We start from the raw sequence: 12,298 nt of genomic DNA, 5'->3' as shown, positions 1-12,298 counted from the left end.
TTCCCGGCGGCCGTATGTCAAGCGGGCCGCCTCGCTATTCCGCTGCCATCGGCATTGGATCGACGCTTACGAATTTGCGTCCGAGCTTGCCATCGTGGAAGGCGACGCGGCCTTCGGCGAGTGCGAACAGCGTATGGTCTTTGCCGATGCCGACATTACGACCGGGGTAAAATTTCGTTCCGCGTTGCCGGACGAGAATGTTGCCGGCGAGGACTTCCTGACCGCCGAAGCGCTTCACGCCGAGACGTTTGCCTGCCGAATCGCGGCCGTTGCGCGACGAACCGCCAGCTTTCTTATGTGCCATGGTTCAAACTCCTCTTTATTCGGCGTCGGTCTTGGGCTTGGCGGCCTTCTTGGCCGGAGCCTTCTTCTCGGCAGCCGGTGTTTCGGCGGCTTCAGCCTTGGGGGCCTTGGCGGCCTTCGCGGGCTTTTCGGCCGGCTCGGCGGCTTCAGCTGCCGGAGCGGCTTCCGCCTTCGCGGCCTTCGGCGCCTTAGCGCCTGCCTTGCCGATCGCGGTGATCTTCAGCACCGTCAGCAGCTGACGATGGCCGTTGCGGCGGCGATAGCCGTGGCGGCGCTTCTTCTTGAAGACGATGATCTTGTCGCCCTTGGGCTGCGCGACGATCTCGGCGGACACGACCTGATCGGCCACATCCTTGAGTTCACCACCCTCGCCGATGGCAAGAATATCGCCCAGCTGTACGGTGTCGCCGACATCACCCTGAAGGCGGTCGACTATGATTTTCTGCTCGGCGGCGACGCGATACTGCTTGCCGCCCGTGCGCACGACTGCGAACATGGCTTTTGGCTACCTTAGGCCCAGAAATTGAACAACAGACACCCACGCGAAAAACACGCCGATGCCTGCGGAAAGCGCAGCTAGCTACTGGCGACGGGTGGCAATGTCAACCGATTCAGCGCACGGTTTCGGGTATCAATGCCGATGCCGGTTCTTCAGCCGGTAACTGCCGTCCGGCATCCGCTCAAACATCTCGGGGACGGCGGGGTGCAGCACTGGCGCGGGACTTTCATCGGGAAGCAGGTTCTGCTGGCTGACATAGGCGACATAGGTTTGGTCGTCGTTCTCGGCCAGAAGGTGGTAGAACGGCTGATCCTTCGCCGGACGAATGTCTTCCGGGATGGCTTCCCACCACTCTTCGGTGTTCGCGAACTCCGGATCGACGTCGAATATGACGCCGCGGAACGGGAAAAACCGGTGGCGCACCACCTCGCCGATGCCGAAGCTGGCCGTCGTTACGGGTTCGCCGAGGGAGAGCACGAGGCGCGGCGATGAGGCGGCAATGGATTTCGCGATACTCATGGTAGCGAATATAAGGGCCTGTTCGCGCGCTGCAAAGGATGCTGCGTCGAAAACCTTTATGTTTGCCATTCCAGGTGCAGGGCCGTCGGCTGACGAAACTCAAAGCCCCGAATCTCCATCGGGTGATCTGCGGACGGGTGAAGGTCGGGGCATCGTTCCAGGATATGCCGCACGGCTGTCGTGGCTTCCAGGCGCGCGAGATTCGATCCGAGGCAAAAATGCGGGCCGAGCGCGAAGCCCAGGTGCTTGCGTACATTCGCCCGGCCCGGTCTGAACGAATCAGGGTCTTCGAAGACGCGCGGATCGCGATTGGCGGCGCCGAGCATGCAGTTGACCGTGTCCCCTGCGCGGAAGACGGTCTCGCCCACGCGAATGTCTCGGACCACATGCCGCGTCGCTGACTGTACCGGGGCAAGCCAGCGCAGCGTCTCCTCGATCGCTTGAGGAGCCATGTCGGGATTCCGGCGGAGCCTGTCGCGCTCATCCGGGTATGTGCAGAGCGCGTAGAGGCAGTTCAGGATAACGGCTTCCACCGTGGAGATGCCTCCGAAGAAGATGATGGATGCGTTTCGGCAAATCTCCGTGTCGTCGAGTCGGTCTTCGCTCGGATCGTGGACGACCTCGCTGAGCAGGCTGTCGTCGGGTGTTGTTCGCACGCGCTCGATGTGACGGCGGACCAGGGCGTGAAACTCGCTGACGTAAGTGCGCGCGCGGGCGCGGATGTCCTGATGGCGGGCGAAATTCGACAGCGCTTTTTCAAAGCCATCGTACCAGGTTCGCAGGTTTTTTTCTTCTTCGAGCGGCATGTTGAACAGCATGAGGATGGACAGCACCGGAAGGCGGCTGGCGTAGGCTGCGCGGAATTCGGTGTGGCCGAAATTGACGAAGTTATCGAGGAGCATGCGCGAGCAGGCGGCTGTGCCGGGTGCCATGGATGCGCGGATGCGGGCGGGGCTGAAGGCGGCGCGGAAGCGGGATTTGAAGCGCTCGTGCTGCGCGCCTTCCGTGGTGAGCATATGGTCGCCGAAGGTGTCGAAAATGAGCGAATCCGGCGTTCCCGTGACGAAATCCTGCGTATTTCGAAGAATCGCTTCGACGTTTGCATAGTCCGCGACCAGCCACATGTTGAGCTCTTCCACCCAGCCGATCGGCGATCCCGACTGCATCGCCCTGAAGATCGGATAGGGATCGCGCTCCAGCGCTTCGGCGGTGGTTTCGATGCGGGGCGTTCGGTCGTGCGGCATGGGGCTCTTTCGTTGCTTCCCCGAAGATTAGACCGCGTCGGTTGAACAATCTTGCCGAAAATGCCATGAATCGCGCGATATTCGGATAGTTTGAATCATTTTTTGTTGGAATGTGAACATTATGACCATAACGCTCGACGCCGGCGACATGCAGATCCTGAAGGAACTGCAGCGCAACGCCCGCCTCAGCAACCTTGAACTCGCGGCGCGCGTCGGCATGTCGCCGTCGACATGCCTGCGGCGGACGCGGGCGCTGGAGGAGGCCGGGGTCATCAGTGGCTATGTTGCCGTGGTGGACCCGGCCGCGCTCGGCCCCAGCATTTCGCTCTACATCATGGTCGATCTCGATCAGCGCATTGAAACCGATGCGAAAATGTTCTTCGACCGCGTCGCGCGCGACGACCGCATCATCGAGTGCGTCGCGCTCACCGGGGAGCATGACATACTGATCCGGGCGGAAGTCCGCGACATGGCGGCGATGGCGCAGCTGACGATGGACACGCTGCTGAAACTGCCGAGCGTGAGGAGCCTCACATCGAGCATCGTCATGCGGCCGATCAAACGGCCGGCACAGCGGATCGGGATCGGGTGATGGTGGAGGGGGCTGGATTCGAACCAGCGTACGCTACGCGGGCAGATTTACAGTCTGCTGCCTTTAACCACTCGGCCACCCCTCCACAGGGCGGGCAGCCCGGCCAGAAAGCCGGGCGCGGAAGGCGGGCTAGATGGCGAATGGCCGGGGCGATGTCAACGCGTGTTGTGCAGGGGCCGTGCATGCGCGCTGACGGCCGGGCCCCTCTGGCCCAAGAGACGCTTGGAGCGACGGAGCGCGCGGGTTAAGGAGCCGGAAACATGCGCGGCTTGGCGCCGGAACGGAAAGAAGACAATGGGCAGACGGGGCAAATCCGGCAAGGCGAAGGGCGGCGGCGCGTTCAAATACCCGCGCTTCTACGGAAAACATGCAGTCGAGGCCGCTCTCGAGAACCCGGACCGGACCCCGCGCAAGCTGTGGGTGACAAGCGACATCGCCCAGAAGTTTCACCTGCCCGAAGGGCTTCCCGTGGAAATCGGCCAGGCGGCGGACCTTGCCCGCCTCGTGCCCGATGACGCGCCGCACCAGGGCCTCGTGCTGGAGGTGGAGCCGCTCGACGACCTGCATCTGGAGGATGTGATCGGCCTTGAAGGGCCGATTCTCCTGCTCGACCAGGTGACGGACCCGCACAATGTCGGCGCCATCCTGCGCTCGGCGGCGGCGTTCGGCGCAGCGGCGGTGGTCACGCAGGATCGCCATTCGCCCGCGGAATCGGGCGCGCTGGCGAAGGCGGCCTCGGGCGCGCTCGAAATCGTGCCGTGGGTGCGGGTGACGAACCTGTCGCGCGCGCTCGATGAGCTGGCGAAGGCGGGCTACTGGCGCATCGGCCTGACCGGCGATGCCGACAAGGTGCTCGCGGACGCGATGGCCGACATGCCGACGGTGCTCGTGCTCGGCGCCGAAGGGCCGGGGATGCGCCAGAACGTCGGCGCGCACTGCGATGTGCTGGCGAAGCTGCCGATTTCCAGCCGCGTTGAAAGTCTCAACGTCTCGAATGCGGCCGCCGTTGCGCTCTACGCTGTGATGGCGCGCTGATCAGCGCACGCGTCTGATGAAGACGGTGCCTTCCCGGCGTTCCGTGACGAAGTTCGGCACCGCTTCAACCAGCTCCGAAAGCCGCTTGAAACCGTAGTTGCGGACATCGAAGGATGAACGGTTGCCCGCGATCTTGCCGACTTCGGCAAGGCGGGCATAGCCCTGATCGTCGCGTTTCACGGCGTCGTAGGCATCGATGAGCAGCGCCACGAGCTGGTCGTCGATCTCGCCCTTCGCGGTCTTGTCGGGAACCGGCATCAGCGCATCGACATCGATGAAGCGCGTGCAGGCCTGGCGGAAGGATTCGGGCGTGCTCACGCGCCCGAAACCGTAAACCGGCAGTCCGTTCTGGCGCAGGCGCATGGCGAGGGGCATGAAGTCGCTGTCCGACGACATCAGGCCGAACCCATCGACCCGGCCGGAATAGAGCAGGTCCATCGCATCGATCGCCATCGCCATGTCGGTGGCGTTCTTGCGCTTGGCGATATCGAACTGCTGCATCGGCATGATCGCGTAGGCGTGAAACACCGGCTCCCACGTGCCCAGCTCGGGCTTCGACCAGTTGCCGTAGGCGCGGCGGATATTCACGGTGCCGAGTTCCGCAAGCACGGTGAGCACGGCATCGAGATACTTTTGCCCGCCCTGATCGGCGTCGATGAGCAGCGCGATGTTGGGGCTGCGCTCGTGATTGCCGTTCAAGGCCATGCTCAATCCTTCGCGAACAGGTTTTGCGGGTTTCGCATCGCCTTGAATTCGAGCGCGTTGCCGCTGGGGTCGAACAGGAACATCGTCCCCTGCTCGCCCGCCTCGCCCGCGAAACGCACATGCGGCGCGATTTCGAAGCGGACGTTCGCCGCGCCGAGCCGGTCCGCGAGCGCGTGGAAGCCCGCCCAGTCGAGCACGATGCCGAAATGCGGCACGGGCACCTGATCGCCGTCCACCGGGTTTCGATGCACCGCGCTGCCGGGGGCGAGGTGCGCGACGATCTGGTGGCCGAAGAAATCGAAATCGACCCAGCTTTCCGACGATCGCCCCTCCGGGCACCCCATCAGATCGCCGTAGAAGCGGCGAGTGGCGGCAAGGTCTTCAACCGGGAAGGCGAGGTGAAAGGGCTGCAGGGTCATGGCCAGGACAGTGGCGCGGGGTGTGGGCGCGCGCAAGCCTTGAACTGCGCCTTCACGTGTCTCTCCTCAGAAGCGCCTGGTGAATGTCAGATCGACACTGCGCGGCGCGCCGATGAAGACAAGGCCCGAAGCATAGCCCGACCAATCGGCGTAGAATTTGTCGGTCAGGTTGCGGCCGCGCAGGGCGAGCGTGCCGAAGTCCGCGTTCCATGCAATCGCCGCATCGACGGTGGTGAAACCGGCCAGCTTCACCGTATTGGCGTTCGATGTGTAAAAGCCGCCGTTGTACCGGGCACTGCCGGTGATCGTGATCGGCAGGCCCCCGGGCGAATAGGTAGCGACGAAATCGGCAATCCGCTCGGGCGCGTTCGGCGGGCGATTGCCGCTTCGGTCGACACCGCCGGCTTCCACCAGTTCCTTGAATTCGGCGTCGAGAAGCGTGCCGCTCAGCGCCAGGCTCAGTTCGTCGGTCGGGGTCCAGTTGAGTGCCAGTTCGGCGCCCTTCGACGCCAGGCGGCCGCCCTGGAAGACGACGGCGGGATTGGTGGGGTCGCGGGTCAATATGTCGTCCTGCCGGATATGGAAGACGGATGCGGTCAGCTGTACGCGATCGTCTGCAAGCGAGGTCTTGATGCCGCCTTCCCAGGAGTCGCCGGTGGTGAGATCGAAGGCGGCATTTGCGGCGCTGAGGAAGAGAAACCCGGTGACCGGCGTGACGGCAGAGGTGTACTGCGCGAAGAGCTGCGTTTGCGGCGTTACGCTGTAGACCGTGCCGACCCGCCACGAGATCGGGTCGTATGTCTGTCCGTAGGTCTGCACGGCGCCGCTGGTGACGTTTTCCACCTGCCGGTCCAGCTTGATGTCGTCGTAGCGAATTCCGGCAACCAGCAGCCATTCGTCCTTCACGTTCAGCGCATTCTCGGCAAAGAAGGCCAGTTGATCGACATCCGCCGTCACATCCTGACGGGTGGAAAAGTTGGCGGGCGTGTCAGCCGGGAACGTGCCGCGAACCGGATCGAACGGATCGACCGACGCGGCCGAACCGAACCGGCGCTGGGTGAAGAAATCGGTCTGGCCGACTTCGAAACCGGCGGTGAAACGGTTGCGCATCCCGCCGACCCTGCCGTCGAAAGCCAGATGGACGCGCTGGTTCCAGAACCGGTGATCGTGCGTGATGATCGTGGTGTAGCGGTCGATCAGGCCGGTCGCCGCGTTGAACGTGTATTCGTCCGCATCCTGCCAGTTACGGAAACTGTCGTAATAAGCGGTGTCGCTGACGATCCTGAGCGTGTCGGTCAGTTCATATTCGGCGCGGGCGCGCAGCCATGTGGAATCCGAGCTGACGTCGCTGTCCGTCACATCGAAATTGACGCGCCGCATCGCCTTGTCGAGCACCAGCCCCGCGCTGCCGGAAACGACCGACGAGGGATCGCGGGCGATCGCGCGCGACACGACCGGCGTGCCGAAATAGGCGGTCGAGAACCGGTCCTCGAAATAGTCGACCGAAACGGTTAGCGAGAAACGGTCGCCTGGGCGAAACAGCAGCGAGCCCGATGCCGCGAAGGTGCGGCTGTCGGTGTCGTCGATCCAGCCCGAAGAGCGCGACCACGATGCATTGGCGCGCACCGCGACGGTTTCGCCGAGCGGCACGTTGACATCGCCGGCCAGACGCGCGGTATCGAAGCTGCCGTAGCTGGCGAGCATTTCGCCGCCGAGATCATCGAGCCTCGGGCGGCGCGGAACGAAGTTGATCGCTCCCGCCAGCGCGCCTTCGCCCGACGTAACCGATGCAGGGCCCTTGATGACCTCGATCCGCTCGAACGACCAGGCATCCCAGTTGCGCATTCCGGCGTCGGAATTCGGCATGCGGACGCCGTCGTAGAGATAGTTCACCGCGCGGTGGAATCCGCGCATGGACACCGACCCGATCGAACCCGGCAGATTGCCCGATGCTACGCCGGGCGCGCTGTTCATCGCTTCGATCGCGCTGCGGATGCCCTGGTTCTGGAAATCCTGCTGGGTGACGACATCGACGACGGCAGGCGTCTCGCGGATGGAGAGGCCGAGGCGGCCGGAAATCTCGGTCTTGTCTTCAAGCGCGCGCTGGCCGGTGACGATGATCGTTTCGCGGTCCGCCTCGTCGGCGAAGGCAGGAGACACGGCGAGGCAGGCGGCGACGGCAATGAGCGATGGTTTCACGATAGACTCCCTGTTGAATGGAACCCGGCACGCGCGGCGAGGCGGCGGCGGCGGTGAAGAAAACCGGTGATGAAAAGCAGAAGGGGAACGAAACCGAGGATGACGGCGAGGATTCGTCCCCACAGGCCGCCGATCGAGCCGTCGTGGATCGGGCGAATCCAGCTGTTCACCGCCGTTGCGGCGTTCCCCAGCCGAACGTCGTGGATGCCGAGCACCTCACCTGAATATTGATCGACGAAAACGAAGCTGCCGGGGAAGCGCTGCTGCGGATCTCCCGGAACCCGAACGCGCATCCGGAACGGCTTGTCGCCGATGCCGGGCACGTCGATGAAGGCGAGGCGGGCATCGGGCATCGCGGCGTGCGCGGCGGCGAGTGCGGTCGTGATCGGGATTTGTGGGCCGCTTGCTGCGCCGGACCGGGGTGAGGGGATTTCATCGGGCGCCGCCCGCGCCGCCGCGAACATCTGCGTCTTGATGCCGGGCAGCGCCAGCAGCGCGCCTGTGGCCACCAGCGCAAACAGCAGGAGCGCGCTCCACAGGCCGGAGAGCTTGTGAATATCGCGCAACCGCCGGAGCGGCACGGCGCTGCGCTTGAACGCGAGCGCCTTGCGCCAGTGCCCGCGCGGCCACCAGACCGCGATGCCGGTGGCGAGCAGAACGAGCATTGCAAAGCCCGACCATCCGACGATCTGACGGCCGATCTCGCCCGCGAGCAGATGCATGTGAAGCTCGTAGAGCCAGCTCATCAGGTAGCTGCCCCAGGCATCGCTTCGGACGATCGTGGATCCGTCGGACGAAAACCACAGCATCTCGCGCTCGGCGTGATGGCCGTGGTGCGGCGAGGGCGGGTAATAGCGTGCCGGAATCGGGCCGCCTTCTCCCGTCACCTCGAATGCCCACTCACCGCGGGCATCCGGGCGATGCGCGCGGGCGGTCGCCAGCGCCTGGTCCCAGACAGGCGAGTCCCAACCGGGCGCGGGGAGACTCGCGTCGGCGCGAACGTCGCGGTGCAGCGCGGCATCGATCTCGACGTAGAAAACGAGCGCCGATCCGGTCAGCCCGAGCACGACGAAAAGCGCCCCGAGGCTGAGCCCCAGCCACAGATGAATCTGTCGCAGGGAACGACGCACTTGTCGCAGCCCGGCGGTGAAGGCGTCTTTCGCCTTCCGTTTGGTGAGCATGGAACTCTGATCTCGTGCGGGTCCGGGGCGCAGAGCACCCGGCGCGGTGCATGCGGTCAGCAGCGAACGAGAAAGAGTCCGTCCGCCGCGCGAGCCTGTTCAGGCGTGCGCGGGCGGTCCGTGAGCGGGGGGAGGCGGCGCCGCGAGGCGGTGAACCGTAAGATCGGCGATCGCCCGGCTTCGGGGCGCGATTGAAGCCATGATGCGCGCGGCGAGCAGCAGCGGCACGATGGTCAGCAGGCCGCCCATCGACATCGCAAACACGCACGCACCCTCGGCAGGTTGGGGGTGGGCGCCGCCGTCATCGTCGTCGTAGGGTACGAACGCCTCGATCGCACCGCTGCCGGTGCAAAGCGTCATCACGATACCGTCTGAAGAGACGGTCGGCATGTAGCCGGTGGGTATGATCGCCCGGACGAGCAGCGCGCAGAACGCCAGAAGCGCGAAAAGCTCCCAGCCCAGCTGCGTCTTGTCGATCCGTGACCCCATGTTCCGCCCTCTAGGCGTAAGCGCCGACAATGTCAGCAGGATTCCCCGATGCAAAATGTCGCAGACCGTTTACTTCAGCTGCATTCGGCGACGGAAAGCGCTCGGCGCTTCTCCGCCGACCTTTCGGAACGCGGTGGAAAAACTGCACGGATTACCGAAACCGGTACGCCAGGCAATCTCCTTGAGATGCAGATCGGTTGTACTCAAGAGTTCGCAGGCGCGGCGGAACCGCGTCAACTCCACATATTCGTGAACCGTCTGGCCCGTCGATTGCCGGAAAGCACGGCTCAGGTGCCGCCGGCTCAGCCCCACCAGTCTTGCGAGCGATACCAGGGTCATGCCGGGCGGCGCGCTGTCGATATAATCCGAGAGCAGCTTCAGCTGCCGCACGGTCAATCCACCTTTATGGCGATTCTCGCTCGATCCGCAGGTCATTTCCAGATGGCGCGTCATGTCGATGATGAGGCTCGTCGATAGCGAATCGATCAGCATGGTACTGGCAAAGCCCGGGTGGCGAACCTCCTCTCCCATTCGCTTCAGGGTGTCGGCGATACGGCGGTCGCGGATGTCCAGTGCCTCGCGCATCGTCCGTCTGCGAAAGATTGCATCAAAACCTGCGATCCGGTTCACGGCCTGCTCGGAAACGGCACACCGCACCGCCTGCACCGGGCCGCCGGTCGCCCGGACGTGAAGTGCCTGCCCGGCCGGTATCACCAATACGCGTCCGATCCGTGAGAATTCCCGGTCACCTGACTCCATATAGCGACCCATCGAGACTGCCTGAGGTGGCTGACATTGCAGGGCGATGACGTGATCGGTGCTGGCCTCGGCGAACTCGCATTCGACCGGCGACGACCAGTCGTGGCTGATCAACTGGACTGAAACGCCGTCCGCCGCGATCTCGTTTTCCACAACACTGTCTGCGGGCATTGCATCCTCCAGATACGGCATCGCCGACTGTGGCGGTACGATCGCCTGCCGATCACCTATTCTTGCCCTCCGCGATCGCGCCGCCAAGTCCTTTATCACGCGCGGCCATGAATTCCGCGCTGTTGTGGGAGAGTTGGTGAGTGTCGAAATGCGCCTGCAGCGCAGTCCGGAACCCCTGCATGTCGTAGCCCCGGTTGAGCGACCGTTTCGTCAGGCGTAGCGCAAAGGGCGGCGCTTTTGCGACCTGCTCGGCCAGCGCCAGCGTCGTCGATTCGAGGTCGGCGCGGGCGACGAGGCGGTTGACCATGCCCATCTCGAACCCTTCCTTCGCCGATATCCGGCGGCCGGTGAACAGCATATCCTTGGCCTGGCGCAAGCCCATGACCCAGGGGTGAATCAGGATTTCAACCGCTGCCGTGCCCAGAGTCTGGCAAACCGGATCAGAAAAGAATGCATCTTCGGACGCGACCATCAGATCGCACATGTTGGCGACCATGAACCCGCCGGCGACGCATGCGCCCTGCACCTGGGAAATGACCGGCTTGGGCAAATCCCAGATGCGCAGCGCGAACTCAAAATAATGCAGAATTTCGTAGTCCCACCGCTCTTCCACGGTGAAGGCGGAACGCGAGGTCTGGGCTTCTTTCAAATCGTGCCCGGCGGAAAAATGGTCCCCAACCCCCGCCAGGATTATCACTCTGATGTCGGCGTCGGCGCCCGCGCGCAAAACGGCGTCGTTCAGTTCATTCAGCAGCAACTTGCTTTCGGCATTTCGCGCTGCCGGTCGGTTATGAGAAATGCGCGCGATTGCGCCGATCTGCTCGTATAAAATTTCGGAATAGGTCGTATCTGTCATACTGCGATCCATTCTTGGTCGGCTCCGTCCAGTGATACGGGCACGGTAGATCGTCTGGCTCGAAGCTCCATCTTTCCGGGGAAAGAATGTCCACATAACGGCCATCGGCTTGATAAATATTTGGCGGGCTCGGGCGGCAGGGTTAGAAAGTTGAATGAGTGTGCCGGCTGCAACCCTGACCTATTCGGCATATCGCGAGGACTGGCTGGCGCTGCATGATGAGCCGGTGATCGATCCCGATCTGCCGATCATCGATGCGCATCACCATGTCTGGGATACGCCCAGACCGCGCTATATGCCGGAGCAACTGATCGCCGATGTGGGGAGCGGACATCGCATCGTCGCGACCGTTTATGTCGATTGCCGGTCGATGTATCGAGACACGGGCGCCGGTCATTTAAAAGCGGTCGGTGAAGTGGAATTTGCGAACGGCATCGCGGCGATGGGGCGGAGCGGCGCATACGGTTCGACCAGGCTTTGCGCCGCCATCGTAAGCCATGTCGATTTGCGACATCCCGACGCCGAAGAGGCGCTGGTTGCCATGATTGCGGCAGGCGGCGGCCGGTTTCGCGGAATCCGGCAGGTCTCGGCCTGGGATTCCGATCCCGATATTATCGCTCCATCGGCCGCCAAGCCCCGCGACCTGCTTCGTCAGCCTGATTTCAGGCGCGGATTCGGTCTGTTGTCGAAGCTGGGGCTCAGTTTCGATGCGTTCCTGTATCATCACCAACTCGACGATCTGGTGGAACTTGCGGAGGCTTTTCCCGACACTCCCATCATTCTCGATCATATCGGCGCGCCGATCGGCATCGGCCGGTTCAGCGGGAAGCGTGACGCCGTATTCCGGGATTGGCGCGATGCCCTCGATCGGCTTCGTCATTGCCCCAATGTTCAGGTGAAAATCGGCGGTATGGGCATGCGGCTCATGGGCTTCGGTTTCGAGCATGCCGAACGTCCGCCGGATTCCGCGATGCTTGCCGCCGCGTGGCGGCCCTATGTCGAAACATGCATCGCGCTTTTCGGCCCGTCGCGCGCGATGTTCGAAAGCAATTTTCCGCCCGACAAGGGAAGCTGCTCCTACAAAGTCCTGTGGAACGCATTCAAGATTATCTGTGCAGGGGCATCGCAGGATGAACGATCGGCCTTGTTCGCGGGTACGGCGGCGCAGACCTACGGGATCGATATCGATAGCGTGTGACGCCGCCTAGGGTGTGTGGGGATTCAGCCCAGGGCGGGCTGCAAACGGCGGCTTTCTGCGCTTCCGGTGCTCACGTACTTTTAGTACGCTCCGCTCCGGTTCTCGAAATCCACCATTTTCGCTCCGCCC

14 protein-coding genes and 1 tRNA gene are annotated in these 12,298 nt (G+C 63.4%); 3 read left to right on the top strand and 12 right to left on the bottom strand.

Annotation, left to right across the window (positions count from 1 at the left end; genetic code table 11):
• Nucleotides 1–34: 34 nt before the first annotated feature.
• From rpmA to GGQ98_RS06435, 4 genes are all read right to left on the bottom strand, one after another.
• Nucleotides 35–304 carry a 50S ribosomal protein L27 gene (rpmA, locus tag GGQ98_RS06450; protein ID WP_184066818.1) on the bottom strand — a complete coding sequence of 90 codons (270 nt, stop codon included), beginning with the start codon at nt 302–304 and terminating at the stop codon, nt 35–37.
• A 15-nt stretch (nt 305–319) separates the two neighbouring features.
• Entirely contained in the window at nt 320–799 is a 480-nt protein-coding gene (gene rplU, locus GGQ98_RS06445; RefSeq protein WP_184066815.1) for a 50S ribosomal protein L21, read from the bottom strand.
• 135 nt (nt 800–934) lie between these two features.
• Complete coding sequence (hspQ, locus tag GGQ98_RS06440; protein WP_184066813.1) at nt 935–1,321, bottom strand: heat shock protein HspQ; 387 nt, start codon at nt 1,319–1,321, stop codon at nt 935–937.
• Nucleotides 1,322–1,377: 56 nt separating this feature from the next.
• On the bottom strand, nt 1,378–2,565 hold the full coding sequence (locus tag GGQ98_RS06435) for a cytochrome P450 (RefSeq protein WP_184066811.1): 1,188 nt from the start codon (nt 2,563–2,565) through the stop codon (nt 1,378–1,380).
• Nucleotides 2,566–2,686: 121 nt separating this feature from the next.
• Between GGQ98_RS06435 and GGQ98_RS06430 the strand changes: the two genes are divergently transcribed.
• Nucleotides 2,687–3,157, top strand: a complete 471-nt coding sequence (locus GGQ98_RS06430; protein ID WP_184066809.1) for an Lrp/AsnC family transcriptional regulator — start codon at nt 2,687–2,689, stop codon at nt 3,155–3,157.
• Here GGQ98_RS06430 and GGQ98_RS06425 read toward each other — a convergent pair.
• Nucleotides 3,158–3,242 (bottom strand) — tRNA-Tyr (locus GGQ98_RS06425).
• A 209-nt stretch (nt 3,243–3,451) separates the two neighbouring features.
• Here GGQ98_RS06425 and rlmB point away from each other — a divergent pair.
• Complete coding sequence (gene rlmB / locus GGQ98_RS06420; protein ID WP_184066807.1) at nt 3,452–4,192, top strand: 23S rRNA (guanosine(2251)-2'-O)-methyltransferase RlmB; 741 nt, start codon at nt 3,452–3,454, stop codon at nt 4,190–4,192.
• Here the strand turns inward: rlmB and GGQ98_RS06415 are convergent, their stop codons facing one another.
• From GGQ98_RS06415 to GGQ98_RS06385, 7 genes are all read right to left on the bottom strand, one after another.
• Nucleotides 4,193–4,897: an NYN domain-containing protein gene (locus GGQ98_RS06415; RefSeq protein WP_184066805.1), complete on the bottom strand. Its 705-nt coding sequence runs from the start codon at nt 4,895–4,897 to the stop codon at nt 4,193–4,195.
• A 2-nt stretch (nt 4,898–4,899) separates the two neighbouring features.
• Nucleotides 4,900–5,316: a VOC family protein gene (locus tag GGQ98_RS06410; RefSeq protein ID WP_184066803.1), complete on the bottom strand. Its 417-nt coding sequence runs from the start codon at nt 5,314–5,316 to the stop codon at nt 4,900–4,902.
• Between the two features lie 66 nt (nt 5,317–5,382).
• On the bottom strand, nt 5,383–7,515 hold the full coding sequence (locus GGQ98_RS06405) for a TonB-dependent siderophore receptor (RefSeq protein ID WP_207791291.1): 2,133 nt from the start codon (nt 7,513–7,515) through the stop codon (nt 5,383–5,385).
• Complete coding sequence (locus GGQ98_RS06400; RefSeq protein ID WP_184066801.1) at nt 7,512–8,696, bottom strand: PepSY-associated TM helix domain-containing protein; 1,185 nt, start codon at nt 8,694–8,696, stop codon at nt 7,512–7,514. The genes GGQ98_RS06405 and GGQ98_RS06400 overlap by 4 nt, the downstream gene beginning before the upstream one ends.
• Before the next feature lie 99 nt (nt 8,697–8,795).
• Nucleotides 8,796–9,185: a hypothetical protein gene (locus tag GGQ98_RS06395; protein ID WP_184066798.1), complete on the bottom strand. Its 390-nt coding sequence runs from the start codon at nt 9,183–9,185 to the stop codon at nt 8,796–8,798.
• Between the two features lie 69 nt (nt 9,186–9,254).
• Nucleotides 9,255–10,115, bottom strand: a complete 861-nt coding sequence (locus GGQ98_RS06390; RefSeq protein WP_184066795.1) for a helix-turn-helix domain-containing protein — start codon at nt 10,113–10,115, stop codon at nt 9,255–9,257.
• A gap of 52 nt (nt 10,116–10,167) precedes the next feature.
• Nucleotides 10,168–10,971, bottom strand: a complete 804-nt coding sequence (locus GGQ98_RS06385; protein WP_207791290.1) for an enoyl-CoA hydratase — start codon at nt 10,969–10,971, stop codon at nt 10,168–10,170.
• Nucleotides 10,972–11,125: 154 nt separating this feature from the next.
• On the opposite strand from GGQ98_RS06385, the gene GGQ98_RS06380 reads away from it, so the two are divergent.
• Nucleotides 11,126–12,169, top strand: coding sequence for an amidohydrolase family protein (locus GGQ98_RS06380; RefSeq protein WP_184066788.1), 1,044 nt, complete (start codon nt 11,126–11,128; stop codon nt 12,167–12,169).
• Nucleotides 12,170–12,298 lie beyond the last annotated feature (129 nt).

The organism is Sphingosinicella soli (genome assembly GCF_014199685.1).
In the GTDB taxonomy this organism is placed as follows: domain Bacteria; phylum Pseudomonadota; class Alphaproteobacteria; order Sphingomonadales; family Sphingomonadaceae; genus Sphingosinicella; species Sphingosinicella soli.
The sequence above is the reverse complement of the archived record's forward strand: the minus strand, read 5'-3'. Positions and strand labels throughout refer to the sequence as shown.

Bases quoted from the DNA above. Each gene is read 5' to 3' on its own strand.
- GGQ98_RS06415 (WP_184066805.1), bottom strand. From the start codon at position 4,897: ATGGCCTTGAACGGCAATCACGAGCGCAGCCCCAACATCGCGCTGCTC.
- GGQ98_RS06435 (WP_184066811.1), bottom strand. From the start codon at position 2,565: ATGCCGCACGACCGAACGCCCCGCATCGAAACCACCGCCGAAGCGCTG.
- rlmB (WP_184066807.1), top strand. From the start codon at position 3,452: ATGGGCAGACGGGGCAAATCCGGCAAGGCGAAGGGCGGCGGCGCGTTC.
- hspQ (WP_184066813.1), bottom strand. From the start codon at position 1,321: ATGAGTATCGCGAAATCCATTGCCGCCTCATCGCCGCGCCTCGTGCTC.
- rpmA (WP_184066818.1), bottom strand. From the start codon at position 304: ATGGCACATAAGAAAGCTGGCGGTTCGTCGCGCAACGGCCGCGATTCG.
- GGQ98_RS06430 (WP_184066809.1), top strand. From the start codon at position 2,687: ATGACCATAACGCTCGACGCCGGCGACATGCAGATCCTGAAGGAACTG.
- GGQ98_RS06400 (WP_184066801.1), bottom strand. From the start codon at position 8,696: ATGCTCACCAAACGGAAGGCGAAAGACGCCTTCACCGCCGGGCTGCGA.
- GGQ98_RS06390 (WP_184066795.1), bottom strand. From the start codon at position 10,115: ATGCCCGCAGACAGTGTTGTGGAAAACGAGATCGCGGCGGACGGCGTT.
- GGQ98_RS06385 (WP_207791290.1), bottom strand. From the start codon at position 10,971: ATGACAGATACGACCTATTCCGAAATTTTATACGAGCAGATCGGCGCA.
- GGQ98_RS06380 (WP_184066788.1), top strand. From the start codon at position 11,126: ATGAGTGTGCCGGCTGCAACCCTGACCTATTCGGCATATCGCGAGGAC.
- GGQ98_RS06410 (WP_184066803.1), bottom strand. From the start codon at position 5,316: ATGACCCTGCAGCCCTTTCACCTCGCCTTCCCGGTTGAAGACCTTGCC.
- rplU (WP_184066815.1), bottom strand. From the start codon at position 799: ATGTTCGCAGTCGTGCGCACGGGCGGCAAGCAGTATCGCGTCGCCGCC.
- GGQ98_RS06395 (WP_184066798.1), bottom strand. From the start codon at position 9,185: ATGGGGTCACGGATCGACAAGACGCAGCTGGGCTGGGAGCTTTTCGCG.